The sequence below is a fragment of the Brasilonema angustatum genome (genome assembly GCF_059505445.1).
Window position 1 is genome coordinate 43999 of the sequence record NZ_JCACKO010000136.1, and the last position, 25208, is coordinate 69206.

Below are 25208 nucleotides of genomic sequence, written 5' to 3' on the forward strand. Positions count from 1 at the left end.
ATAGGAAGCAAAGAACCTTATTTAGTATTCCCATCGGAAATTGAAAAACGATCTGCGATTTCTGATGACACGCCAGTCGCGTGGCTGTCGGGAGATCCCCCCAACCCCCCTTAAAAAGCAGGGCGGCTATTTTACCCATTTACCCCCTTTTTAAGGGGTCGCCGCAGGCGGGGGGATCTTATCACCAAGCCTATTGAGAAGTCGGGGATCTTCTTTCTCGTGCCTGTAGGGCTTATGATTTAGGAGATATTCCCCAGGTAATTGACTAAATCGCTGGGATTAGAGAAATCCAACAGCGCCACAGAGATTTTACAGGCTAACCAAGATTTACTTGATGCTGAGTTATTGCAGATGCTGGAAGGCGTGGCAGAATTTGCATCACAGCAAGGAGATAAAAATACAGCGAATTGGTTGACAAATCTGGCAATTCAGTTGAGGAAAGCTTTGAATTTACCCCCATCAACTATTGCGAACACTTCAGAAGAGGACTTACACGCTCATCTAGAATTCTTGATGAATATACTTCGAGCAACAGCAGAAAGCAAAGGTGAGGCGCGGGTAGTTTACCCGTTGTTTTTAGAAAATAGACAATATCTCAACTATACTTTAGCGGAACTCTTGTGGCGTTGGGCGACAACGACCTTGCCAGAAATGGAGACAGATGTAGCACAATCCATCGCCGTAGATATTGGCAAATTTAGTAAGCTGATTCAGGAATTTCCCTTGGGTGACAAAGCCAGCAACATGGAAATTGCGATAAGTGGTTATGAAGTCGTGTTAAGCGTGTTTACTCGTGATACCTTCCCCCAAAATTGGGCAATGGTGCAAAATAGTCTAGCAAACGTCTACTGTGACAGAATATGGGGGGATAAAGCACAGAATCTTGAAGATGCAATCGCTGCTTACACCAGTGCGTTGAAAGTTTATACTCATAACGCCTTCCCTCAAGATTGGGCAACTACACAAAATAATCTGGGGACAGCCTATCGTAGCAGAACACGCGGGGATAAAGCACAGAATCTTGAACATGCAATCGCTGCTTTCACCGCCGCATTGGAAGTTTTAACCCACCACACCTTCCCCCAATTATGGGCGATGACGCAAAATAATCTGGGGAATGCCTACTTTGACAGAATCAGTGGGGATAAAGCACAGAATCTTGAAGATGCGATCACTGCTTATACAGCCGCGTTAGAAGTTTATACCCGTGATGCTTTCCCTCAACAATGGGCAATGACACAAAATAATCTGGGGAATGCTTACTCTGAGAGAATACGCGGGGATAAAGCACAAAATCTTGAAGATGCAATCACAGCGTATACCTGCGCGTTGAAAGTTAGAACCTGCAACGCTTTACCTCAAGATTGGGCTACGACACAAAATAATCTGGGAAGTGCCTATCTTAAGAGAATCAATGGGGATAGACCACAGAATCTTGAGGATGCGATCGCATTCTACTCTGCGGCTTTGGAAGTCAGAACCCGTGACGCTTTCCCGCAAGATTGGGCGATGACACAAAATAACCTGGCAGGTGCTTATCTTAACAGAATCTATGGGGATAGAACACAGAATCTTGAGGACGCGATCGCATTCAACTCTGCTGCTTTGGAAGTTTATACCCGCAACAGCTTTCCTCAACAATGGACAATGACGCAAAATAATCTGGGGAGTGCTTACTGTAACAGAATCAAGGGTGACAAAGCACAGAATTCTTCTAGAGAATTGTTGATTAATTGTATTAAGAAAAACTCCCCTTTATCTGACTACCCACCTGACAAGAAGCCGTGAATAATTTCACTCTTAGTCTCTATGCGTTTCATCTACGCCACACCCTCACTGATGCTCCCGATGAAGTTGCCAGTGATACCAAACTTTTGTGGGAAAATCTGGTAAAACTGGGTGAAGGTTCACTACCGTTTTCTGGCTTGAAAGATTTACGCTCAAAGCTCATTTGCTACCAAAACGGCAAATACGATTCTAAGCTTGAACAAGGGCGACAAACTGACTGGTTGACAGATTCTGGAAGTTTAGATTTAGGAAGTATTGATGCAACAAAAAAATTTAACATTAACGCCAATCTTCAGCCTTTCCTACTTAACGATACTTATGCAGCTGACCTCACTCTTGTCCCAGAACCGTCAAATATCTCGATTAGCGTAGACGAACTGCAATACTTCAAGCCAAGCTATCTACTACCATCTCATATTCAAGCATCTCTAGGACAAACTTTATGGATTTATGGGGAAGTAGATGCAACTAAAGACGAGTGTCACAAACTTGCTTATGAATATGTAGACAAGTTGCTAGCAGGAACGAACTTCAACCCAGTTTCAGTGAATGAAGACAAACTATTTGGTAGTCTTTTATTTGAATATCAGGCAGCTGACCCCAATGAACCCTACAGTTATGCTAAACAATGTCAAATTTACGTCTTCCTAAATAATAGTAATGCTCAAACAGCAGAACTGGCGGGAAAAAGCTACGACTGGCTGCTAAATTTACTCTGTTGCTATCATAAAATTCTCTATATTTCTCAGGAAGCTCGTAACTGTTCCTCAGAAGCACGAGCAATTTACAGCGATTTAGAGAAGAAAACAGAAGAATTTTCAAAACTGATGGCTGACTCTCAAATACAGCTATCAAAACTCAAAAAATTGCTGGCACAAATCCCACAAAAAAACCTTGACTATGCCCGTTGTCTGCGAGACTTGCAAGCTCATCATACAGCCATTACTACAAATATTAGTAATTACGGTATTTGCTTAAAAAAAATCACTGATATTGCAGGAGACAGCCCTAAATTATGGCAAGATTTTTTCAATCGCTTCTGTCAGCAATGGCAACAACAAATACAAACCGATATTAACTACCTTACCCCTGCTCAAGAGTTGTTCGGACGGATGATTGATACTATCCGAGGTATTGTAGAAACAGAACAAGCCGAGAGCGATCGCTCTTTGGAAAACACGATCCAAATCGTCGGTGTCGGCTTAGGTGCAGGTGCGATCGTCTCTGGCGTTGTCACTCAACATATAGACAAAATTAACCAACCCCTAAGTACCATACTTCCTAAAAACCCGCTTTACGCATCCTTATTATTGAGTCTTTTGGCTACCTTGTTTTTTGGCTGTTTGGCTTGGCTTTGGACTCAAAGAAATAAGAGGACAAGTTAAAGCCAATTACCAATTAAAACATAAGCAGACCAAAAGCTGGGAGAACTGTAGTTAGGATGTTTCAATAGTTGTAGCTGAGCAACACGCAGAGCTTGTGCTTTAGTCATATTGGCGTTCTTCAACTGTGTATAAAAAGCACCAACAAACTGTGCTGTTGATTCATCATCAATTTGCCACAAGGATGCTAGTGTACTGCGTGCGCCTGCTTTGAAGGCTGCACCAGCTAAACCTAAAGCTGCACGGTTGTCTCCGGCTGCTGTTTGACAAGCACTTAAAACCAACAGTTGCACACCTTCTGGTTTCTTTTCATCCCGCGTACGCAGGATATTGTCGAAATCTATAACGTTAATTGGACCATTAGCAGCTAAGATAAAAGTCTGATCAGCACGTGAACTAAACTGACCGTGTGTTGCCAGATGTAAAATGTTGAAGCGAGTAGCATTCACTTTGCTCATCCAAGCTTGTTTGGTGAATTGCTGATCCAAAAGGCTGGTTGTTGATATTCCAGCTTGGGCTATCAGGTTTAACTCTGTCTTAATTGCAGGTAAGGGTGAAAATTGGCTATATCCCAGTGGCGGTTGAGTCAGCCCTGCGGTGAGAGCGTTCAGCCGCCCCCGCGCTAGGGGTTTGGGATTTTGAAGTTGCAAACCTATGCTTAGGGCGATCGCATATTTCTCCACTAAATATTGCTTGCCATCGTAAAGTGCAGATGGCGGTATATTGCGCAACGCTCCATCCGGTATAAACACGAGGGTATTCACGCCACTCTTTTGCAGTTGAGACTCAATTGGTTTGATCAACCAATTATACACCTGTTGCGACTGGGTTTTGAATGCTTTAATCGCATATGGTTGGACAAGATTCTGCCGCAGTTCGCCGACAATTTTTTCCACTTCGGCTTGGCTAATCTTGGTGCTATAGTGTTGCAAGGGTTGTTTAGGGATTTTGACAATAACTTGAAGTTCGTCTTCAAGAATAATCGGGTAAAGAATAGCAGCGGTGGGGTTATCTCGATCTACCACTTTGTCGAGTAGAACTTTTTGACCGAGTAAGCAAGCTTGCCGAAAGAAATTGTCTAATTCTGCTAATTGTAATGCTTCAATTTGCTGACGAGCTTTTTCTAAATTTTTGTTTGATGGTTGTCTTTGTTGCTCTTTTAGCAGTAATCCTACTGATTGCCGATAAACAGGTTCTACACTATCTCGAAAAGAGAATTGTACATCTTGTGTCACTGCTGCTAAGTCACTGCGCAAAGATTGGAGAGTGTCCACAGCAGTATCGTAGGCTGCGATCGCTTTCTTTATATCTCCTTTTGCCTTGAGTAATCTTCCTAGTTGCCATTGCCAGCGATAAGCAATTTCTGGTGCGTGACTTGCCTGTGCTAATAGTAACGCTTGTTGCGTTAAATTTTGCGCCTCGAACCACTGCCCAGTTTTTTCGTAGAAACCACCCAAACTTCCCAAAGCATATGCCTCTGATTGCTTGTCACCCAAATCGCGGGCTTGTTGAACAGCAGTAGTCAGCAGTTGAGTAGAGAAAGATGGCGTGAGTGTTTGTCCTCCTAACTTCCCGAGACTATGAGCAAAGTTAATCCGAGCGTAGATAGCAGAACGAGTCAGGGGGAGTGTGTCGAGTTGGGGTTGAATCAATGGTATCAGAGTTTGCGCTTGTGCTAATTGTTGATTCTCAATCAGAAGAGTCAACTGATTGAGTTGCGCTTGGACTTTTGTCAGAGGTGAGGGAGATACTTTAACTGTTTTTTGATAAAATTCTATTGCTTGTTGTGTTTGCTGCTGTGTAGTGGCGTTATTTCCTAAACTAAAAAGACTTGCGCCGATCTGGGCTGGAGATTTCAGGCGTTGGGCAATTTCCAGACTTTGTTGTAAAGCATCTTGAGAATCTTTCAGTTTACCTACTACCTGAAGGACATCACCAAGCGATCGCAACCCAACTGTCTTTTCTATAGAGTCTGGCTGTGATTGTAAAATTTTAGAAACATCTTCCAGGGTTTTTTCTGCACGACGGTAAAAACCTTGAGTTCGCAATGCTTCTGCTTGATTGATGCGCGATCGCACGACGCCATTTTTATCATCAATATTGCTATAAACCTTTTGCGCGTCCTGCCAAGTTACCAAAGCCTCTTGTGGTTGTCCTGTTACGAGTTGCAAACGACCTAGTATATCAAGACTTTGGGCAAGAACTTTAAGTTTCGGGTGTGCTTGTCCTTTTATCTGCTGCTGCGGATATCCTAAAATATTTAAGCTTTGTGCGATCGCCTGCTTTGCATCATTCCACGCACCAAGTTGTTGGTAAGCCAAACAAAGGTTACTCAAAGTTGCAGCAAGTCTGAGATTATCTCCTTGCGATCGGTATTGCAAAGCTTGTTGCTGCAATACCTGCACAGTTTCAGCATACCGTCCATTATCATACAGCACTTTTCCCTCTTGCTGTAAAGAAGTAGGAGGAGCAGGTGAGGCAGGAAGTTTTGCCAACACAGGTGAACCAAGGACACACAACAAAGCGGTTATAAAAGCCAAAACCAAGTAATACCGGATGAAATTGTGTCTGTTCATATACTTCTTTCTGCTTAGGAGCAGTACAAGAAAACTAATGAGTAAATTAAATCAGTGAACAGTGAACAGTGAACAGTGAACAAGGAATGGAAGAGTACGTTTCCTACCTGATAACTGATAACTGATAACTGATAACTGTTAAAAAGGATTAACAATGATAGAAAAATACAAACCGTTTTCCTGCCATGTATTTTTCTCCCCTGGTATAGAAATTATCGGAATACCCCAGTCCAAGCGGGCAGTCAGCCAGTTTTCAAGTTGTAGACGCAACCCTAACCCCCCAGAAACAAGTGTATTATCTTCTAGCTGCAAATTAGTACCCTGTCTACCAGAACGGTTCCAGCCTGTGCCAACATCAAAGAAGGGGGTGACTTGCAAAAGGTTATTGCGTCCAGAGAAGCGAACAATGGGAATTCGCACTTCAGCAGAAGCAAATATACCATTGTCTGTTAATAAAGCATCTTGGCGGTAGCCTCGGACACTTTCTATACCACCTAAGCTAAATTGTTCAAATGGAACAAGCGGTCGGTCTGCAAATTGTACGTCTCCTCTCAGTAATAGCACGGTATCGCGAGCCAATAAGCGCACCCACTGTGCTTGTCCTCTCCAAGCGAAGAAACTATTGGCATCAAAAGCGTCAAGTCCCAAACTGAACTGAGAACGAAAGGCAAGAACTTCCTGACTGCTGCGCTGGGTCCATTCTTGAAAAAAACGCACAGCTGTGACTCGCGTCTTTCCTTCCTCATCTGCGCCAAAAGCTGGAAAGGGAATCTTCTCACCCTCTGGGTTTAGACTTGCTTCGCTTTCCCGCCGACTTGCACTCACACCTAATGCTAATTCCTGAGTTGGAGATTGGATGATGGGCTGGCGTAGTGTGAGTTCGTAGTAGGTAGAGTCGGATTGAATATCAAGCACACTAAAAGGTCTTTCGATGATATCGCTATCAGAAAAACCAAAGCTAAAGCTAACAGTACCATTGTGGGCATTAAAAGGAACAGAGTAGCTAAAATCAAAAGCATTGCTACCATCAGTATTAGTATAACTAGCAACAACGCCATCGCCCCATCCAAAAAGATTGGCTTCACTGACTTGGATTTGCCGACGGAAACTACCTACAGCCGGAGAACGCCCATTATCTAGGGCAATTTGTACGTTAAAAGTATCTGCCTCTTTAACCTTCACTTCTAACAAATTTACCCCCGGACGCGAACCTGCAGATAGTTCAGCAGACAGGTTGCTAATCAGGGGATTGAGTTGCAAAAGTTGCAATGCTTCCAGTAGACGTTCTCGGTTCAAAGGTTTGCCTGTCGCTAGGGCAATGCGACTTCGCACGTAGCCAGGATTGAGTCTCCGTGTTCCTGATACTTTTATGTTCTCCAGATAACCCTCAACCACTCGGATTTCTACGATTCCTTCTTGAAGCTTCTGTGGTGGAATAAAGGCTCCAGATGTGATGTATCCTTTCTCAAGATACAGTTGTGTGATTTTCGTTCGTATCTCGAATAATTCTGCAAGTGTAATTGGGCGGTTGATGTATGGTGTCGTAATTTTGGCAAAATCTTTAGGGCTAAAGACTGTACTACCTGTGACTTCAAATTTTTTAACAGTGATGGTTTGAGAAACATCATTAGGTATTGGCTGTTCGGGAGTGGCGGGTGTTGTGGTGGGTGGAGGAAGTAATTGATCTGGTGGTGGTAAGGGGGAGGGAGGCGCTTGTTCTGGAATTGGCTGGGTAGAAGGCGGCTGATTATCCCGTTGTAGAGGCGCTTGGGGTGGAGTTTGTATTGGCGTTGTATTGATAACTTGTGCTTGTAGTGATTGTGAGATGGGCTTTGCCTTGCTAGGTGCGATACTCCCAAAGGCAGCCGCCCAAGGGGCGATAAGCCAAAGGCTTGACGCTACGCGTATCGCAACGATGATTGGAACCAAGTTCAAACTATAGCAGTATTTATAGAACCCTAAATTTTTGCAACTTTTAGCGAGCATGACAACAGGGAAGTGATATGGGGTAACAAACAGAATTTAGTGCTAGTTTTTAGGCATCAACAATCAATGTTTGTGATTCGATAATTTTAGAGGAATCGGAGTTCTAGGGCACAAAGTTGGATTATTATTTTCTGTGATGAATAGCTAGAATTGGCGCTATTTTTCGTCTCTTTCCGACAAAAATGAAACAAGATGACTTTTGCAATCTTGTGGGAGTACGTCACAGCATGCTTGAAAGGGAGGTTAGCAGTATCTGAAACTCCCAATTCTTGGATAGAATACAAAAAAGATTGATGGAGGTAAGGAGACTCGAACTCCTGACATCCTGCTTGCAAAGCAGGCGCTCTACCAACTGAGCTATACCCCCTTAATAGGTCAATGAATGGTCATTTATCTGACGTTGTTATTTTAACCTAATATTATTGTTTTGCGAAAGGGGATTAACAAAAAAATGACCATAGTTGTTGCAGCACTATATAAATTTGTTAAGTTGCAAGACTTTGCACAGAAACAATACCCTCTGCTTTCTTTATGCCAAGCCCATAACGTTAAGGGAACAATTCTATTAGCACCAGAAGGCATTAACGCTACAGTGGCAGGTTCTCGTCAAGCAATTGACTGCCTTCTCTCCTTTTTGCGATCAGACTCTCGCTTAGCAGACTTGGAACACAAAGAGTCTTATGCTGATGATCCACCATTTGACCGGATGAAAGTGCGTTTGAAAAAAGAAATTGTTACTATCGGATTACCAGGGGTTGATCCCAATCAACAAGTGGGTACTTATGTCAACCCCAAAGATTGGAATACTCTGATTTCGGATCCACAAGTCACCGTGATTGACACCCGCAACGATTATGAGGTGAGTATCGGAACCTTCAAAAAAGCGCAAAATCCTCAAACTGAATCATTCGCTGAATTTCCAGAGTATGTTCACAACCACCTCGATCCCAACAAGCATAAAAAGGTTGCCCTGTTTTGTACTGGGGGAATTCGCTGCGAAAAAGCTTCTTCCTTTATGCTGTCCCAAGGGTTTCAAGAAGTTTATCACCTCAAAGGTGGGATTCTCAAATATTTAGAAGAAGTCCCAGAGTCTGAGAGTTTCTGGGATGGTGAGTGTTTTGTCTTTGATCAACGCATCGCTGTGCGTCATGGGTTAGAACCAGGTAGTTATGATATGTGCCCAAGTTGCGGACATCCCATTTCTGAGGCTGATAAATCATCTTCCAAGTACCAAGAAGGCGTTTCTTGTCCATCTTGTTTTGATACTCTTTCGGAAGATAAAAAGGCGCGTCAACAGGAGAAAAAACGACAGTTGGATTTGGCTAGAAAGAAGATCGGGGATTTGTAGATTAATTCAAAACCTCAAATGTCTGGAATTTTGAATTTTGTTAGCGCAGCAGGACGCAGTCCATTTTTAATTGTTAATTACACCAATTTGAAAAAAGAATGCGACAGATACACAGTCTCAAACCTCGTTATATCTGGCTTTCTTAATTTTGCGAAAAGTTTGCGCGTCCGGGTTTCCCGGCGCAAAACTTTTCAAGACGAATTTTGTTAGCGCAACGGGACGCAGTCCATTTTGAATTTTGAATTGGTATTACCTCACCATTCCCAACTTCCGGGTTCACCTTTAAAAGGTCCAACAATATCACTCGTTATCCAACCACCGTAAAAATTCCCTGGTTGCGGTTGCACTTTTTCTCCATTAACGTAACAAGCATCCATAACATGAGCATACAAAGCAACATAGTCTTTAATTGACGCAAAGGCAGGTGTAGGATTGGGATAGAACCATGCAACGTTCTGGAGTTCTTTCTCAGCGACACGAATTGTGTAGTAACCAGCGCGTCCCTTCCACTCACAAAAACTAGATTGTGGTGTGAGTAAGAAGTATTCCATTTTGATATCCTCAGGCGGGATGTAGTAACTAGGTGGATGGCTGGTTTCTAAAACACGCTTAGCACGGTGAGTGTCTGCAATACTGACACCGTTAAAAATGATTTGGATATGTTTATCAGTATCCTCAAGCCGAGGTGGACGAGGATAGTCCCACACTGACTCTTGTCCAGGACTAGGTTCAATGCGTTGGGGTCTAAACATTTTGGATTATATAATGCGATGTCGAATCACAGATTAACACGAGATCAATCATTATTAATCTGTGATTTTCTTTTCAAGCGAGCCTTGTACGGGAAAATCGAACAACCAAGCATGAAAAAGATTTCTTCCCTTCCTTGTTCTGAGTTCTATTTTCAAGCTAGGTTTATTTTGAATGGCTCAACGAACTTCTTTAAGACTGTCAACTTCCTTGGTAAACAATTCAGTAAATAAACTCATGACTGTCCGTTCTTCTCGTACTTTAATATTCGCGTTAATTGACATACCTGATTGCAAAGATATTTTTCTACCTTTAGCATTCAAAGATTGTTGGTTTAAATGAATTTTGACAGGAAAACGATAATATTGGTGTGTTTGATCTGGTGGTAATGCATCAGAACCAACAGAAACGACATCTCCTTTTATGTCACCAAACTCGCTGTAAGGAAATGAATCAACTCTCACATCAACTTTCATTCCTTCCTTAACAAAACCAATATCTTTGTTCGTGACAAAAGCTTCTGCAATAAAGTTCTCGTTTGGCACAATTGTCAAGAGCTTCTGACTGTTGTTTGCCACAAAACCAGGGTTTTTAGCTTGCAGATCAAAAACAACCCCAGAGACAGGAGCGTGAATCTCTTGGTATTTAATATTTGTTTGCGCTTGTAATATCTTGCTATTCAAATCAGCTAGTTGCTTCTCATTCTCAAGCAGAATTCTAGAAATTTGGCTATCAATCTCGGCAACACGCTTGTTGTTATCAGCTATCTTTTCCTGGACGTTTTTACCAGAAACAGCGACTGTATTTGTTGTCTCTTGTTGTCCCTGTTGAATTTCATACTTCAGGCGTTGATCTTCTTTAACAGATTGTGCTGCTTGTGCTGCCAGATTTTGGACTTTTTTCTTTTGTTGTAGATATTGAAGCTGAGCGATCGCTCCTTCTTCTGATAGGAGCTTCATTCTATCTAAAATTAACTGTTCAATTGCTAAACTTGCTTTAGCGTCGCTAAGTTGAACTTCATTTTGAGCGAGTTTCTGTTTGCTCTGTTCGACTTTGAATTGCGCCGCAGCAGAGCGAGAATCTAATTCTTTTTTCGCCATTGCTAGACGTTCTTGTTCCTCTGTATTAAAACCTGCAACAGCGCCAGTGTTTTTCAATTCCTTACGCAACAATTCATTTTCTGCAACTAGTGCTGCTCGATTTTTTAAAAGAAAAGCAGCTTCTCTAGATAGGTTACCTCGTAAAAATTCCATTTCAGCCGCAGTACCAGAACCAACCTGCATCAAACGGCGGTAAAGCTGATTTTCTTGCATCAAGGAAGTACGAACTTTTCTCAAAGAATTTAATTCACCATTAGTTGTGACAGAATCGAAAATTAGCAGTAAATCTCCAGGCTTGACTTTTTGCCCGTCTTTAACATAAACTGCTTTGACCACTCCACTAACTGAAGCTTGGATGTCTTTAACTGTTCCTTGCGGCTTCAATTGACCTTGTGCAGGAACAACTTGCTCTATTTTGGCAAAGTATGCCCAACCAATTCCAAAACAGGCTAACACCATTAATGTCATCATGATAGTCCGTGACCAAAATGGAGATTGGCGTAGCACAACAGATTCTTCTAATGGCCCAAAGTTGTGCCGCTTTATATCTGTTTCAGATGTTCTAGGGGGCTTAAATTGGGCAGTAAGTATTTTTGAACTTGAAGACTTTTTACTTTTTTGAGACGTTCCGTTACCGTTATGACCATTAAAGCGATCATCAAAATCAGTCATGGTATTTACCTGGGAATGAGGATACAGATGACGAAAATGAGAAACAATGAATTTTCAGAATTATGAATCAAAGGTATTTTCTAGTTTCATAATTTCTGATTTTTTTACAGTTGGACTTCTTGTTGATTATAGAGGTAGAAATAATGACCTCTCAAAGCCATCAATTTATCATGGCTTCCTTGTTCTATAACTTTACCACCATCCATCACCACAATAATATCTGCATTTTTAATAGTGTTAAGACGGTGGGTGATAAAAAACACTGTGTTCCCCTTAAATGCATCTGCTAAATTGAGACAAACTTGCCGTTCTGTAGGGTAATCTAAAGCGCTCGTTGCTTCGTCTAAAACTAATAATTTTGGTCTTTGTAAGACAGAACGAGCAATAGCTATTCTTTGTCTTTGTCCACCAGAAAGTCCAGCCCCTCTTTCGCCCACTCGCGTATTGTAGCCATTGGGCAAACTCATGATAAATTCGTGCGCTACTGCAACTTTTGCAGCTTCAATAATTTCCTCAGTTGAAGCTTCAGGATTGGTGAGAGCAATATTTTCCTGAACCGTTCCATCAAACAACAGTGTCTCTTGAGGAACGACACCAAGCTGTCGTCGTAGAGAATAAAGTTCTACTTTGGCAATGTCGTAATCATCAATTAAAATTCTACCAGCTTCGGGTTCGTAAAGTCGCAGCAGCAGCTTCATCATTGTACTTTTACCCGAACCGCTTTGCCCGACTATTCCAACAAATTTACCTGCCGGAAAATTAATAGTAACATTGCAAAGTTGTAATGGACCATTGTTTGTAAAGCGGAAGGCAACATTGTCATATTTCACTGATCCAACAACCGGAGGTAATGTGATATTGTCACGGTCTTTCTCTGCTTCTTGTGGCGTATCGACAATATCGCTTAAACGCTCTAAAGATAAGGCAGTTTCTTGGAAGTTTTGCCAGAGTTGAGCTAATCGTAATATGGGGCTTGTAACGTAACCTGAAATTATCCTAAAAGCAATTAATTCTCCTAAGCTCAACTCTCCTTGAAGTACCAAATACGATCCCACCCATAAAACAAGTAAGCTGCTGAGTTTATTGAAAAAGTTACTTGTTGAATTGGCAAGAGTGGAAGTGACCACAGTTTTAAAGCCAGCCCCCACATACCGAGCATAACGCTCTTGCCAAGAAAAACGCGCTCGTAACTCAATATTTTGCGCTTTTACTGTTTGAATTCCTGACATCACCTCAACCAAATAAGATTGAGTTTCGGCATTGCGTTCGGCTTTGCCCCGTAGTTGTCTGCTGACCGTGGGAGATGCAACCATAGTAATAGCAATAAACACTGGAATTGTTATCAAACCAACAAAGGTTAATTTCCAGCTATAAATTAACATCACGATGATATAAACCACCGAGAAAAGTGCATCTAAACCTACGGTTAAAGCAGTCCCAGTCAGAAACTGACGAATATTTTCCAATTCATTGATGCGAGTGGAAAGTTCCCCCACAGGTCTGCGTTCAAAATAACGTAGCGGTAGACGCAGCATATGGTCGATAATTTCCGATCCCAAACCCATATCAATGCGGTTTGTGGTATCCACAAATAAGTAAGTCCGCAAAGTAGTAAGCACTGCTTCAAACAGACCGACGACTAATAACAAAACACCCAAAACATGCAGAGTACTAATACTGTTTTGGGCAATAACTTTGTCGATAATCATCTGAACAACTAGGGGGTTCGCCAGCGCAGCCAGTTGTACGAACAAGGAAGCAACAAAGACTTCTATCAGGACTCGGCGATAACGCGACAAATAAGGAAGAAACCACTGTACACCAAAGCGTTGGCGAGGGGTTGCTGGCGTGGGAGACAGGAGTAAGACTCTAAACTGGGGCGGGTAAGTGCTTTCTTCTACTTCCAACTGGCTAATAAACTCAGCTGGTTTGAAGCGTAGAATTCCCTTCGATGGGACACCAACAACAATATTGCGCTCACTTGTTTCATAGAGAACGGCATAGCTGTCACCATAACGAATCAAGGCTGGTGTGGGTATGCGCGTAACAGCAGAGGTGGGGACATCCACCAACTGTACTTTTAATCCTGTTAACTCTGCTAAGTAAGCACATAGCTGAAACGATATCACACCCTGACGGTTAATCTGCTCGTTGAAAATCCGGCGAACCACTTCCCGTCGAAACGGCATTTCCAAGTGTTTGGCTAACATTTGAAAACAGGCGATCGCCGAATTGAGTTGTCCCCTACCCCCAAAAAAAGGATATTTTCTTGTTTTTTGTTTCTCTTGCGCCTGCGAGGGTTGTGGTGGTATCTCTTCGTCCGCTGCGTATGGAATCTCTAAGTCTGTTGTCTCTGGCTCACTCTCGTCTATTGGATACTGTTGTCTGTCTATACTGTCTAGCAGTAACATATCAGATCTGAGCATTCCCAACAACCGCGCCGGAGTATTCCCCTGTACCTCAACTGTTTGATGCAAATCACTCAATTCCAATCTCGAACCCACAGAGAAGCCCTTGAGTGTTCCTCCGCCACTGACAAACCAAATATAATCGTTATCTGGTTGATTTAATAAACTTTTTCCTGGTGGCAGGTTATGTACTTTTGCTCCAGCCCAAGCGTCTTGAGTCAGTTCTTTGAGTTTGGTACTGCCTAAAGCTTGCACTTGCTTTTGGAGACTAAGGATATCAAAAACTTCCATCAAATGACAGTGGTTTTGACGAGCCTCCGCAAAAGCTGGATACATCGCAAGTAAGCGTAAATACTCCGCTGCACTAAATGTTATACAGATAACTTCGTTGGAAGCAATTGTGATCTCGCACGCAATTTGCCGTAATAGACTAATTTCGCCCAAAACTGCGCCTGGTTCGAGCAAGTTCAACGTCGTTGGCATATTTGTACGTGGATCATATGCCAACAGACGAGCTTTGCCTTCATAAATGATTGTGACTCGATCAGGAACTTGTTCTTTACCGATAATCTTTTGACCTATACGGTAGCGCAAAGGTTGGAGTTGTTGTGATAAAGAGGCCAGAACTTCAGGTGGTAACCGATCAAAACCCTCTAGAGTGGCGATAAATTCTTGGAAAGCAGAGCTCTTAATATAGGTCATATCAGAAAAACTACTTAGGAGTTAATTTATTTAAGAATCAATACATTTTTAAGTATATACACTCAAAAAATGCCATTAATAATGCTTGTTTCGTAGAAAAATAGCAACTAAGCATACTTGTATGCCTAGAGGGCACCTTTCCACTTATTATATTATGAGCATGTTTGTAAAGTATCCAGCGAATGAAATTTACACGCCAGTTGCACTCAACGAGGGAACCTCCAAGGTCGCACTGGCTTGACTACACAAACAAAGTACACCCTTTTTCATACCAGCATTAGTTGATTCACAACTTTTTAATATTGAGTTTGATCACATCAGCAAAACTCACACTTTATATATGAATTTTTATGAAAAAACCGAACTTTTTTACAAAAAAGTTACAATTAATACAAAAATATTTTTATGAAAACAACAAGCAAGAATTTTTTCTTCAGTGATAGCGCTTGTAAAGGGTTCGCAATCGACACTCACCGTCAAGACTGCGATCCCCAAACCCGGAGGGCTTCCCACTTTCTTAGCAACTGCCGAACCCGAAGGGTGAGTTAAGCCAAAACTTATCTCACCATATCCGTCATAATTTAGAACATCACCTACTAGTAGCCAAAGAAAAAGGGGATCAACAGCTCATTTATCTACTATCTGACGATTTATCCAAATGCCTCTTAGCCCAGCTCCCCTCGCTCCGTGATAATCTTCTGTGAGACTGTCACCAATGTGCCATGCAGCCTCTGATGAACACTTATGTTTTTCCAAAGCTATGGCAAAGATTTTGCTATCAGGTTTGGCAGCACCTGCTTGAGTGCAAATAGTAATAGACTCGAAAAACTCTCTGAGTTCCAAACTTTGTAACACTGAGTAAATACGGGAATCGAAATTCGATAGTATTCCCAGTTCAATTCCCATCCGCCGCCAGCTAACCAAAGCTGGCAAGACATCGGGATAGATAAACCACGGATTAGCTGTACCAAAGTGAATATAGAGTTCACTAAAAAAAGTCGAAAAATCAGAAAACTTCTGGATAACACCTGCTTGTTCAAAAGTGTTTCGCGCAATGTCAAGCCACCAATCAAACTCGCGTTGGGGAATGTCTTGTTCCTCTGCATCTGGAAATACAGGTGGTGGCGCAGCTTTAAAACTCTGTATAAATGTTTCGTTTAAGGTATCAGCCCAAACTTCGACTCCAAACTCCTGCGCTATCTGACTGTATATTTCTCCCACACTGCCTTTCACCCCAAAAAGTGTGCCAACAGCATCTAAAAAGATAACTCGCGGTTTTTCCTTCATAAACTATCACTGACTCGCTATTAGCTATCTACTTATCTCCACTGACTCAAACAGTCCTGTATGCCAAATGTAGTAATTTTTATTTTCTGTAAAGTGTCTCTACAATCGGACGAGAAAGCCAGTTAAAACCAACTTTGAGTTTGTGATCTAAGGTTGGTAGCCGATAAAGATAGGCAAGACGACGCGCGACGTATGCTAACGAACCTTCTAGTTTGATGCCTAAACCAGTCAGGGTGGCACTGTCTATTCCCAATGCCATCATTTCACCTAAGAACTGATAGCGGAAGGGAAGCAAAGGGCGATTTGTCAAAGTTGCCCAAATGTTCCAACCAACGTAATCTGCTTGTTGGAAAGCAGCCTGTGCTGTTCCAGGGACTTGCTTACCTTCAGCATCAAGGCAATCTGCTAAATCTCCCAAGGCAAAAATCTCGGGATGATCGTGCACTTGGAGAGTTGATGTGGTGCTAATTTGACCACGTTGATTTTGTTTGACAGGCAGGTTTCGTACCACGGGTGATACCCGCGTTCCCACTGTCCAAATCACCAAATCCACAGGAATTGTGTCTACTTGATTTTTATACTCTAATGAGATGCTGTCTTGAGCAATTGCTTCTACCTTAGTTTCTAAATCGAGAAACACACCCCGTGCTTCTATTGCTTTGTTAGCTGCTTGTCTGTTGAAGTCTGGCGAGGTTCGCAAAATTTGGTCAGATATTTCAATCAGCCGAAATCGTCCTCTTTCCCCAAGTCTATCTGCTAGTTTGCAAGCTAACTCTACACCACTGTAACCAGCACCAACTATAGCTACCCTAATTTTATCTGCATTCGATTCTTCTAAAACTCGCAGGCGTTCTTCCAAACGATATGCATCTGCAATAGTCCGAAACGAATGGGCGTAAGATGTTGCTCCAGGGACCATATCCAATGGTGTTTCGCCACCTAGCGCCAACACCAATTGATCATAGGAAATTTCTGGTCCATCCTGCAAATGTACACGTTGCTGGTTTATGTCAATTTCTGATACAAAACCTTGATAAAAACGGACACCTGTGCATAACAAAAGTTCTTGATAAGGTGGGGCAATTTCCCAGGTTTGCAATTCCCCAGTCAGAAGTTCGTACAGAAGAGGAGAGAAAACAAAGCGATCGCTGTGATCCACCAGAACTATTTCGGGTTTTTGCGAAGGTTCCCAAGGAAGCTGGCTCAAGCGCAGGGCAGTATGGAGACCACCAAAGCCTCCACCAAGGATACAGATTCTAGCAGGTTGTTGAGTCATTGGTAAGCGCGGAAGGTCAATCCCAGCGGGGTAATTTCTTTCAGTGTACTGATTTCTTGTGGTTTGTTGCCATCAACCAGGAATCCCAGTGCTTTCCCTCGTGCAGTTCGTGTGCGGGCAATCTTTCTACAAATTTATGTCTTTTAAACTGAAGAAAGCAGATTCAAATCAGCGCAGCAATTAGATTAATACTCATAGCCAAAATACTAGTATTAAAAAAGAAGGATAAAACTCCGTGTAACAGAGTCAAACGCCTCATTGAACGTGATATTGTCTGTACATCTGAAACTTGACTAGTCATGCCAATAACGAAAGAAAAATATAGAAAATCCCAATAATCTGGTTCTTCGTCATTCGGAAAATCTAGACCACCAGCGATTTGCTCTGTATTACTATTGCTAACTTGATAATAAGTACGTGCGTATTGCATGGCAAAGATAGTATGTACTAATAACCAAGAACTGATAATCGTCATCACAGCAAGTGTGACGTGTAGGGTTAATAAAATCGTTGACAAACTTTTTGTATTACCAGTGAGCAAGAACCCAATCGCTAAAACACTTGCACAAGCAGAAGCGATAATTAAGGTTAAAATAGCTACACGTCCTTGATATTCAAGTTGCGCGAAACGGCGCATTTTTTGTGGAGTTGCCCTGAACATTATCCACCAAGTCAAGGCTAAGAAACAGTCAGCGCCTAAGTTCCAAGCACAGATAGTGCGCGTAGGTAAGCGTAGCCAAGACGGCAATAGTACACAGACTAATACTCCAATAGCAACAGAGATAATCAGTCGATGCCGAGAATCAGAGTTTTTTAACAATTTTTTAAGTCCAACCCAAAAATGATTATTGGTAATTGAATCCTACCAAGTCAGTTGATTTAAAAAAGTACTTGAGTTAGAGGATGTTTCAAAAGTCTGATTTCAGACTTTATCTTGGTAACTATAAGTCGCATGAGAGTTGCAGCAGATTGCACACAAGCCCTATTCCTTACGCAGTGGCGATCGCCCGTATCACGCCCGGAGGGTTTTCCTCCAGAAAACCCTCCCCCTGTGCTTTCAGCACAGGGCAATCCGGCGCAGCCGGATTGGGGCGTAGGGCGCGCCAAGGGCGATCGCCGTGGGAAACGTCGGTGCATTACAAAGGCTCAGGTATTCCTTACTCGTCGGCTGCTCGGGTGCTCCTCCTAATCCTGATTCGCTTTGAGAATTCGCCATCCACACGTTAAGCTGAATAAAAGTAGCATTTTGTTGCGCTTTGTATATTAAGATTGCGATTTGTGGTAGTTTATGATTTTTGCTCTTTAATAAAACTGGAATGCTAGATAGAATATTCGATTACCTTCAGTTCCATTTCAGCATTGAAGCACCTATAGTGCTGCTGGTGCTCGTGTTTTTAGAGGCAATACTGTCTGCTGATAACGCGATCGCTCTCGCTGCGATCGCCCAAGGACTAGAAGACAAGGAGCTCGAAGATCGGGCACTGAACATTGGTTTAGTATTTGCTTATGTCCTGCGAATCACTTTACTTCTAACAGCCACCTGGGTGCAACAGTTCTGGCAGTTTGAGTTACTAGGTGGAGCTTACCTTCTGTGGCTAGTATTTCAACATTTTACTTCCGAACAAGCCGATGACAATCAACACCATGAACCCAGGTTTAGTTCTCTGTGGCAAGCGATCCCCATCATTGCTTTTACAGATTTAGCATTTTCTCTTGATAGCGTTACGACTGCGATCGCTGTTTCTAATGAACAGTGGCTTCTGATTACAGGCACAACCATTGGTGTTGTGACTCTGCGCTTTATGGCAGGTTTATTTATTCGTTGGTTAGATGAATTTGTCCACTTGGAGGATGCAGGTTATATAACTGTGGCATTAGTGGGCTTGCGATTGCTACTTAAAGTGGTGAACGATTCTTTGGTACCGCCAGAATGGTTCATGATTACTGCGATCGCCCTCATTTTGGCTTGGGGATTTTCTAAGCGAACCCACTCAGAAGAAATAATAGAAGAACAAAAGAAACCCGAAGTGATGGAAGGGAGTAGAGAGTAGAAGGGAGATGAGGGAGTCAGAAAGTGAAGGAAAATATCCTTCGATCCTTCGCACTTTGGCTTCTCATCTCCTCTGCCTTCCTAAATTACTCGTGTAACCAAGGTGTTATGGTTGGTTGCCAAGAGACTAATTCTTCTTCTTTAAACCACAGAGAGACTTCCTGTTGTGCTGTTTCGATAGCATCGGAACCGTGGATCAGGTTGCGACCAATATTAATGCCTAAATCACCTCGAATTGTGCCTGGTTCTGCTGAAAGTGGGTTTGTTGCCCCAATGATTTTTCTGGCAGATGCGACAACGCCTTCGCCTTCCCAAACCATCGCTACCACTGGACCAGAAGTGATAAAATCAACTAACCCAGCAAAAAAAGGTCTTTCCCGGTGAACGTCGTAGTGCTGTTGAGCCAATTCCTGACTAACTTTTAATAATTTCAAACCAACAAGGGTAAAGCCTTTCTCTTCAAAGCGACGGATAATTTCACCTACCAATCCACGTTGCACGCCATCGGGCTTAATTGCTAAAAATGTACGTTCCAAAACTATCTCCTCAAATTTACAGAATTCGTCTTTTGTGAGCCAGCGCTATGCAGGACGATCTCCTGCGCCTTGGCGATTGGTGAGACAGCGCGAATGACGGCTCTCCCGACCTACTAGGCGACTGCGCTCTTCGCAGCGGAACCTGAGGTTCTCCCCGATAGCCGTAAGGCGTGGCGTTAGCCATAGGGCTCTCCCGTTAGGCGTTCACCAATAGTGTGCCACAGGCATACCAGAAGGGTCGTTTGTCTTCTTTAATTTGTCAAGAATTAATGACAAACTTTGAGTGAGTTATGACCAATATTGAGAATATCTCAGAAAGTATCTTTAAGTGCATGTGCGCGTAGAGAGGAATACGCTAAATTGTATTTTCGTGGGTCTAACATCGAGGTCAGCGAAGAAATGCATGTTGAGTCAACAGAGAAATTAGAAGGGGTGCTGAAACTGCCGTCCGATGGACAAAAAGCGGAATTGAAAAATAATAAACAAAAAAAGCTGCTACCACCAGCCACATCAGCAGATGTACCTCGCCCGTGGACAATAGAACAGAGTGAAGAACTTTACCGAATAGAAGGTTGGGGGCAGCCTTACTTTTCTATAAACGCAGCAGGTCATATCACTGTTTCTCCTAAAGGCGATCGCGGCGGTTCTTTGGACTTATATGAACTCGTCAACGCCCTCAAGCAGCGTAGCTTAGGACTGCCCCTACTGATTCGTTTCTCAGATATTTTGGAAGACAGGATTGAGCGGTTAAACGCTTGTTTTGCCAAAGCGATCGCCCGCTATAACTACCCTGGTGTTTACCGTGGCGTATTTCCTGTCAAGTGCAATCAGCAACGGCACTTAATTGAAGACTTGGTGAAGTTCGGCAAACCCCATCAATTTGGCTTAGAAGCTGGTTCTAAGCCAGAGTTGATGATAGCCCTAGCTTTGTTGGATACACCAGGAGCGCTGCTCATTTGTAACGGCTATAAAGACCGAGAATACATCGAGACAGCGATGCTGGCACAGAAACTAGGTCAAAAGCCGATTATCGTTCTAGAACAAATCGAAGAAGTTGATTTGGTAATCGAGGTCAGCCAACAATTGGGGATCGAGCCAATTGTCGGTGTGAGAGCTAAACTAAGTACCCAAGGCATGGGACGCTGGGGAACTTCTACAGGCGATCGCGCTAAATTTGGTCTTACCATCCCTGAAATTATTCGGGCAGTTGACAAGTTACGCGAAGCTAATCTATTGGGTTCCTTGCAGCTTTTACACTTCCACATTGGCTCGCAAATCTCAGCGATCAATGTGATCAAAGATGCTATCCAAGAAGCCAGCCGTATTTATGTGGAGCTAGCAGCATTGGGGGCAAAAATGAAGTATCTCGATGTTGGTGGTGGCTTGGGTGTGGATTATGACGGTTCGCAAACCAACTTCTATGCCTCGAAAAACTACAATATGCAGAACTATGCCAACGATATCGTGGCAGAGTTAAAAGATACCTGTGCGGAGCGAAAATTACCAGTACCAACACTTATAAGCGAAAGCGGACGGGCGATCGCTTCCCATCAATCGGTACTGATTTTTGACGTTCTTAGTAGCAGTGTTGTCCCGCTTGACTCACCAGAACAGCCAAAAGAGGGTGAATCCCCGGTGATTACTTACCTGTGGGAAACTTACCAATCTGTTAACGAGGAGAACTACCAAGAACTCTACCATGATGCTACCCAATTCAAAGAAGAAGCCATCAGTCGTTTCAACTTAGGAATTTTAAGTCTTACAGAACGGGCTAAAGCTGAAAGGCTTTACTGGACTTGTTGTCAAAAAATTCTTGAAATAACTAGAAAGCAGGAATACGTACCGGACGAGATGGAAGACCTAGAACAAATCATGGCTTCTATCTACTACGTCAATCTTTCTGTGTTTCAATCTGCACCTGACTGTTGGGCTATTGACCAGCTTTTTCCTATCATGCCAATTCACCGTTTGGATCAAGAACCAACACGGCGAGGAATTTTGGCAGATCTGACATGCGATAGTGATGGCAAAATCGACAGGTTTATTGATCTGCGGGATGTGAAATCAGTTTTAGAACTGCATCCACTCAAATCTGGAGAACCCTACTATCTCGGAATGTTCCTCAACGGAGCTTATCAAGAAATTATGGGCAATTTGCACAATCTCTTTGGCGATACCAACACAGTTCACATTCAACTGACTCCAAAAGGTTACCAAATTGAACACGTTGTTAAAGGTGATACCATGAGCGAAGTGGTAAGCTATGTGCAGTATGACTCTGAAGATATGGTGGAAAGCATTCGCCAACGTTGTGAGCATGCTTTAGAAGAAAATCACATCACTTTAGCGGAAGCTCAAAGGCTGTTACAAACCTATGAACAAAGTTTGCGACGCTACACTTACCTAAATAGTTAAAAGTTAAAAGTCATTAGTCATCAATGAGTGACTAATGACTAATAACTAAGTCGCGTGATTTCCCAACAATTCAGCAATAGCTTGCCGTTCCACTGGCGTATGCGATGGTGGATCTCGGCGAGCATCAGTAATGAGCCAGTCTAGCGCTGCTGCTTGGACATCTATCGTTGCTCCAGTCTTGTCTACGCAGTGACGACCAAATACCAACTTGTCCACAAGCCGTACTCCCGGTCCCAATCGCGACCACTCAAAAATCACACTGTTTTCTACCGTAGCACCACTGCATACCCAGCAGTTTGGACCTATCATCGTAGGGCCAACAATTTTGGCTCCGTCTTCAATCTTGGTCATGCCGCCGATGTAAACTGGACCTGTAATATCCACTTTGTCCCAATTGACCGCAACATTCATGCCAGTGTAAATACCAGGTGCGACTTGTTGTCCGGGGATTTGCACGTTCTTAATTTGCCCTGAAAGCACACCACGAATTGCCCGCCAGTAGTCTGGAACTTTTCCAATATCCACCCATTCAAAGTCCATTGGGATAGCGTAGAAGGGCGCACCGATTTCTACCAGTTTGGGGAAAAGCTGGCTACCAATGTCATACTCTACCCCAGAAGGGATATAATTAAAGACCTCTGGTTCAAAAATATAAATACCTGTGTTGATATTAGTGCTCAGAGCTTCCTCAACCTTAGGTTTTTCTTGGAAAGCTTTGACACGACCATCCTCGTTAGTGACGACTACACCATAGCTAGAAACTTCTTCCTTGGGCACGGATTTCATGATGATGGTCGCAAGAGATCCTTTAGATTTGTGCCACTTCACGGCTGCTGTCAAATCTAGGTCAATCAGAGCATCACCGCACAACACCACAAAGGTATCATCAAAGAATGGATAAAAGTCTTGGATCTTCCGCATTCCCCCAGCAGATCCAACAGCCTCCCCAACAAGGCTACCTTCAACAATGCGACCTTCAAAAGAGTAGGCAATTTGCACGCCAAACCGCTGACCATCACGGAAATAACTTTCAATTTCTTCTGCTAAATGGCTTACATTGACCATAATCTGGTCAAACCCGTGTTTGCGTAAAAGTTCCAGTAAAAATTCCATTACTGGCTTCTGCAAAATGGGCATCATCGGTTTGGGCGTTGTGTAAGTAATCGGACGTACACGAGTACCTTTACCAGCTGCGAGAATCATCGCCTTCATATGTCTTTATTCCTCAACCACAAGCGAGTTTACTGTTATGAAGTCATATTTCATCGTGAGTTTATTTCTGATTGAAGTCACCCCGTAAAGCACGGATCACAGATATCAAGAGACTTTGGCGCAGTCATCTGCATAACCTGCCTAATAGTGTCAAGTATAAAGCATGAATAAAATATAAAATATTAAGTATAAAGTATAAAATTTTCATACCTAGCTTTCAACATTCACACTTCATGACTTTATATCATTCTTTATCCTACTCTAACCTATCCTGCATAAAGCCCATTGAGCTTTACGAGAAGCCCTATGCCTGCGGCACGGCTACACCGTAAGTCTTGCGTAGGCTTGCGCCAACAATAGAACAGTCTGGAGGAGGAGATATGAATATACCTCCAGCACACCTGTGTCCTAAGCCGTTTCGACATGCTATGCCACAGAGTGCCTGTTCACCGGACTTACGGACATGCGCTCTGTGGTAAAACACACGCACGCTTTGTATGCCCTCTGGGGACGCTCTTCCAACGCCACAAGCTGAGGAGTTGCGCCAACAGTGAACCCAGTCACCAAGATCCACAAAACTTTGATCTAGAGAGCACTGTTTGGTCACCATCCAGAGTAGGTAACTTGTACACAAAGGTTTTCCGGACTTAGCAAAATGTCTGTTGGTGTCTAAATTTTTTCATTCATTATCTTTATCAATTTAATCGGATTTTGGAACCTACTGAAGCCAAACTCTGATAATCTTGAATATTCCTATGTTGCAAACTCTGAATTCAGCGGAGTCTCTATGGATTCATGATTAGCTGAATCAGTCAGTAACCTGATTTTAATTTCCTGATAAAACTCCTCCTGAAATAGCTCCACTTTCGATTGAGCACAAAGCAGTAATAAAGCCCAGAAAACACTAACAACTATATGACTATGTTGCGATGTGTGTGTATTATTTTGTTGTGGTTGCTTTGTTTGCGTCCACAACTCCACCAGTTGTTCAAGATTGAGCCAACTGTTCTGTAAACTCAATTGTGTTGCCACACTTTGCAATAGCTGCTCTAGTTCAAAAGCTACCTCTGTAAGATTTTCCTGGTGAGCCAACTCTAATGCTGCCCGCATACTTTGCAAACTAGGTTGCCGTTTCTGACGGACAGGTTTATCGGCTTTTTCTACCAGTTTCAATTGTTGTGCCATGATTTGCAATTGCGAAATCAGTTCTTGCAAAGTCACGCGACGCTTTGATGGTGGCATTGCTGTTGGACGACGACGCAAGTGCCGCTCTAATGGCAAGCGCTGAGCTTGATGAATGATCCCGTCTTCACTCGTAAGCAATTCATCATCAACGGCCGCTTCTTGATCTTGTGCTGCTGATTGCAATTCCACCAAAGTATTTGCTTTAAATAACACAAGTTTGGATGCCGACAAAAAAGCTTGTCCTGATTTCAACAAGTCAGTTTCATAGCCTTTGGTGGTTGCCTCCAATCCCATTAGTTCCAAATAACGATCAATCACCGAAATCACCTTGACATCCCAAGGATCTATTTCCCCAAGTTCAGCCTGATGAATCAGGAGTGTAATGTTTTCCAATAACTCGGAAGCATCCATTAATTGTTTGGATATTGGATTTACTGGTTTTGTATGAGAAATTACGATTTCTTATGAGTTGTTCTTTGTTGTGTTAGTAGTCGATAGTGGAACGACTAACGACTACTAACTATCCACTCACCAA

At 42.8% G+C, this 25208-nt stretch carries 17 protein-coding genes and 1 tRNA gene; 6 read left to right on the forward strand and 12 right to left on the reverse strand.

The window, feature by feature from the left end; translation table 11 throughout:
* Positions 1–261 precede the first annotated feature (261 nt).
* Positions 262–1788, forward strand: a complete 1527-nt coding sequence (locus AC5JM2_RS25020) for a tetratricopeptide repeat protein (RefSeq protein ID WP_495837521.1) — start codon at positions 262–264, stop codon at positions 1786–1788.
* Positions 1785–3173 (forward strand): hypothetical protein, encoded by a 1389-nt coding sequence (locus tag AC5JM2_RS25025; RefSeq protein ID WP_495837522.1) that lies wholly within the window; start codon positions 1785–1787, stop codon positions 3171–3173. Before AC5JM2_RS25020 ends, AC5JM2_RS25025 begins: the two co-directional genes overlap by 4 nt.
* Here the strand turns inward: AC5JM2_RS25025 and AC5JM2_RS25030 are convergent.
* The 3 genes from AC5JM2_RS25030 to AC5JM2_RS25040 form a co-directional block, all read right to left on the reverse strand.
* The gene (locus tag AC5JM2_RS25030; protein ID WP_495837523.1) at positions 3170–5746 is read right to left on the reverse strand and encodes a CHAT domain-containing protein; all 2577 of its coding nucleotides are present in this window, start codon (positions 5744–5746) and stop codon (positions 3170–3172) included. The two genes, AC5JM2_RS25025 and AC5JM2_RS25030, sit on opposite strands and share 4 nt — an antisense overlap.
* A gap of 138 nt (positions 5747–5884) precedes the next feature.
* Entirely contained in the window at positions 5885–7732 is a 1848-nt protein-coding gene (locus tag AC5JM2_RS25035; RefSeq protein ID WP_495837524.1) for a ShlB/FhaC/HecB family hemolysin secretion/activation protein, read from the reverse strand.
* A gap of 294 nt (positions 7733–8026) precedes the next feature.
* Positions 8027–8099 (reverse strand) — tRNA-Ala (locus tag AC5JM2_RS25040).
* A gap of 84 nt (positions 8100–8183) precedes the next feature.
* Between AC5JM2_RS25040 and trhO the strand changes: the two genes are divergently transcribed.
* Positions 8184–9080 carry an oxygen-dependent tRNA uridine(34) hydroxylase TrhO gene (gene trhO / locus AC5JM2_RS25045; protein ID WP_495837525.1) on the forward strand — a complete coding sequence of 299 codons (897 nt, stop codon included), beginning with the start codon at positions 8184–8186 and terminating at the stop codon, positions 9078–9080.
* Positions 9081–9334: 254 nt separating this feature from the next.
* Here trhO and AC5JM2_RS25050 read toward each other — a convergent pair whose 3' ends face one another.
* The 6 genes from AC5JM2_RS25050 to AC5JM2_RS25075 form a co-directional block, all read right to left on the reverse strand.
* Positions 9335–9832 (reverse strand): DUF427 domain-containing protein, encoded by a 498-nt coding sequence (locus AC5JM2_RS25050; RefSeq protein ID WP_495837526.1) that lies wholly within the window; start codon positions 9830–9832, stop codon positions 9335–9337.
* A 177-nt stretch (positions 9833–10009) separates the two neighbouring features.
* The gene (locus AC5JM2_RS25055) at positions 10010–11602 is read right to left on the reverse strand and encodes a beta-barrel domain-containing protein (protein WP_495837527.1); all 1593 of its coding nucleotides are present in this window, start codon (positions 11600–11602) and stop codon (positions 10010–10012) included.
* 104 nt (positions 11603–11706) lie between these two features.
* Positions 11707–14712 (reverse strand): peptidase domain-containing ABC transporter, encoded by a 3006-nt coding sequence (locus tag AC5JM2_RS25060; RefSeq protein WP_495837528.1) that lies wholly within the window; start codon positions 14710–14712, stop codon positions 11707–11709.
* Positions 14713–15339: 627 nt separating this feature from the next.
* On the reverse strand, positions 15340–15999 hold the full coding sequence (locus AC5JM2_RS25065) for an HAD-IA family hydrolase (protein ID WP_495837529.1): 660 nt from the start codon (positions 15997–15999) through the stop codon (positions 15340–15342).
* Positions 16000–16078: 79 nt separating this feature from the next.
* Positions 16079–17275: an NAD(P)/FAD-dependent oxidoreductase gene (locus AC5JM2_RS25070; protein ID WP_495837530.1), complete on the reverse strand. Its 1197-nt coding sequence runs from the start codon at positions 17273–17275 to the stop codon at positions 16079–16081.
* A 163-nt stretch (positions 17276–17438) separates the two neighbouring features.
* Positions 17439–18095 (reverse strand): DUF1345 domain-containing protein, encoded by a 657-nt coding sequence (locus tag AC5JM2_RS25075; RefSeq protein WP_495837531.1) that lies wholly within the window; start codon positions 18093–18095, stop codon positions 17439–17441.
* A gap of 149 nt (positions 18096–18244) precedes the next feature.
* Between AC5JM2_RS25075 and AC5JM2_RS25080 the strand changes: the two genes are divergently transcribed.
* Entirely contained in the window at positions 18245–18502 is a 258-nt protein-coding gene (locus AC5JM2_RS25080; RefSeq protein WP_495837532.1) for a hypothetical protein, read from the forward strand.
* A gap of 89 nt (positions 18503–18591) precedes the next feature.
* On the forward strand, positions 18592–19326 hold the full coding sequence (locus AC5JM2_RS25085; protein WP_495837533.1) for a TerC family protein: 735 nt from the start codon (positions 18592–18594) through the stop codon (positions 19324–19326).
* An 85-nt stretch (positions 19327–19411) separates the two neighbouring features.
* On the opposite strand, the gene ndk is transcribed toward AC5JM2_RS25085, so the two are convergent.
* Positions 19412–19861 carry a nucleoside-diphosphate kinase gene (ndk, locus tag AC5JM2_RS25090; protein ID WP_495837534.1) on the reverse strand — a complete coding sequence of 150 codons (450 nt, stop codon included), beginning with the start codon at positions 19859–19861 and terminating at the stop codon, positions 19412–19414.
* 399 nt (positions 19862–20260) lie between these two features.
* Here ndk and speA point away from each other — a divergent pair, with 399 nt between their 5' ends.
* Positions 20261–22276: a biosynthetic arginine decarboxylase gene (gene speA, locus AC5JM2_RS25095; RefSeq protein ID WP_495837535.1), complete on the forward strand. Its 2016-nt coding sequence runs from the start codon at positions 20261–20263 to the stop codon at positions 22274–22276.
* A 45-nt stretch (positions 22277–22321) separates the two neighbouring features.
* Here speA and AC5JM2_RS25100 read toward each other — a convergent pair whose 3' ends face one another.
* Positions 22322–23488, reverse strand: a complete 1167-nt coding sequence (locus tag AC5JM2_RS25100; RefSeq protein ID WP_495837536.1) for a nucleotidyltransferase family protein — start codon at positions 23486–23488, stop codon at positions 22322–22324.
* 753 nt (positions 23489–24241) lie between these two features.
* A complete protein-coding gene (locus AC5JM2_RS25105; protein ID WP_495837537.1) occupies positions 24242–25084 on the reverse strand; it encodes a segregation/condensation protein A in 843 nt (280 codons plus the stop codon).
* Positions 25085–25208: the final 124 nt, after the last annotated feature.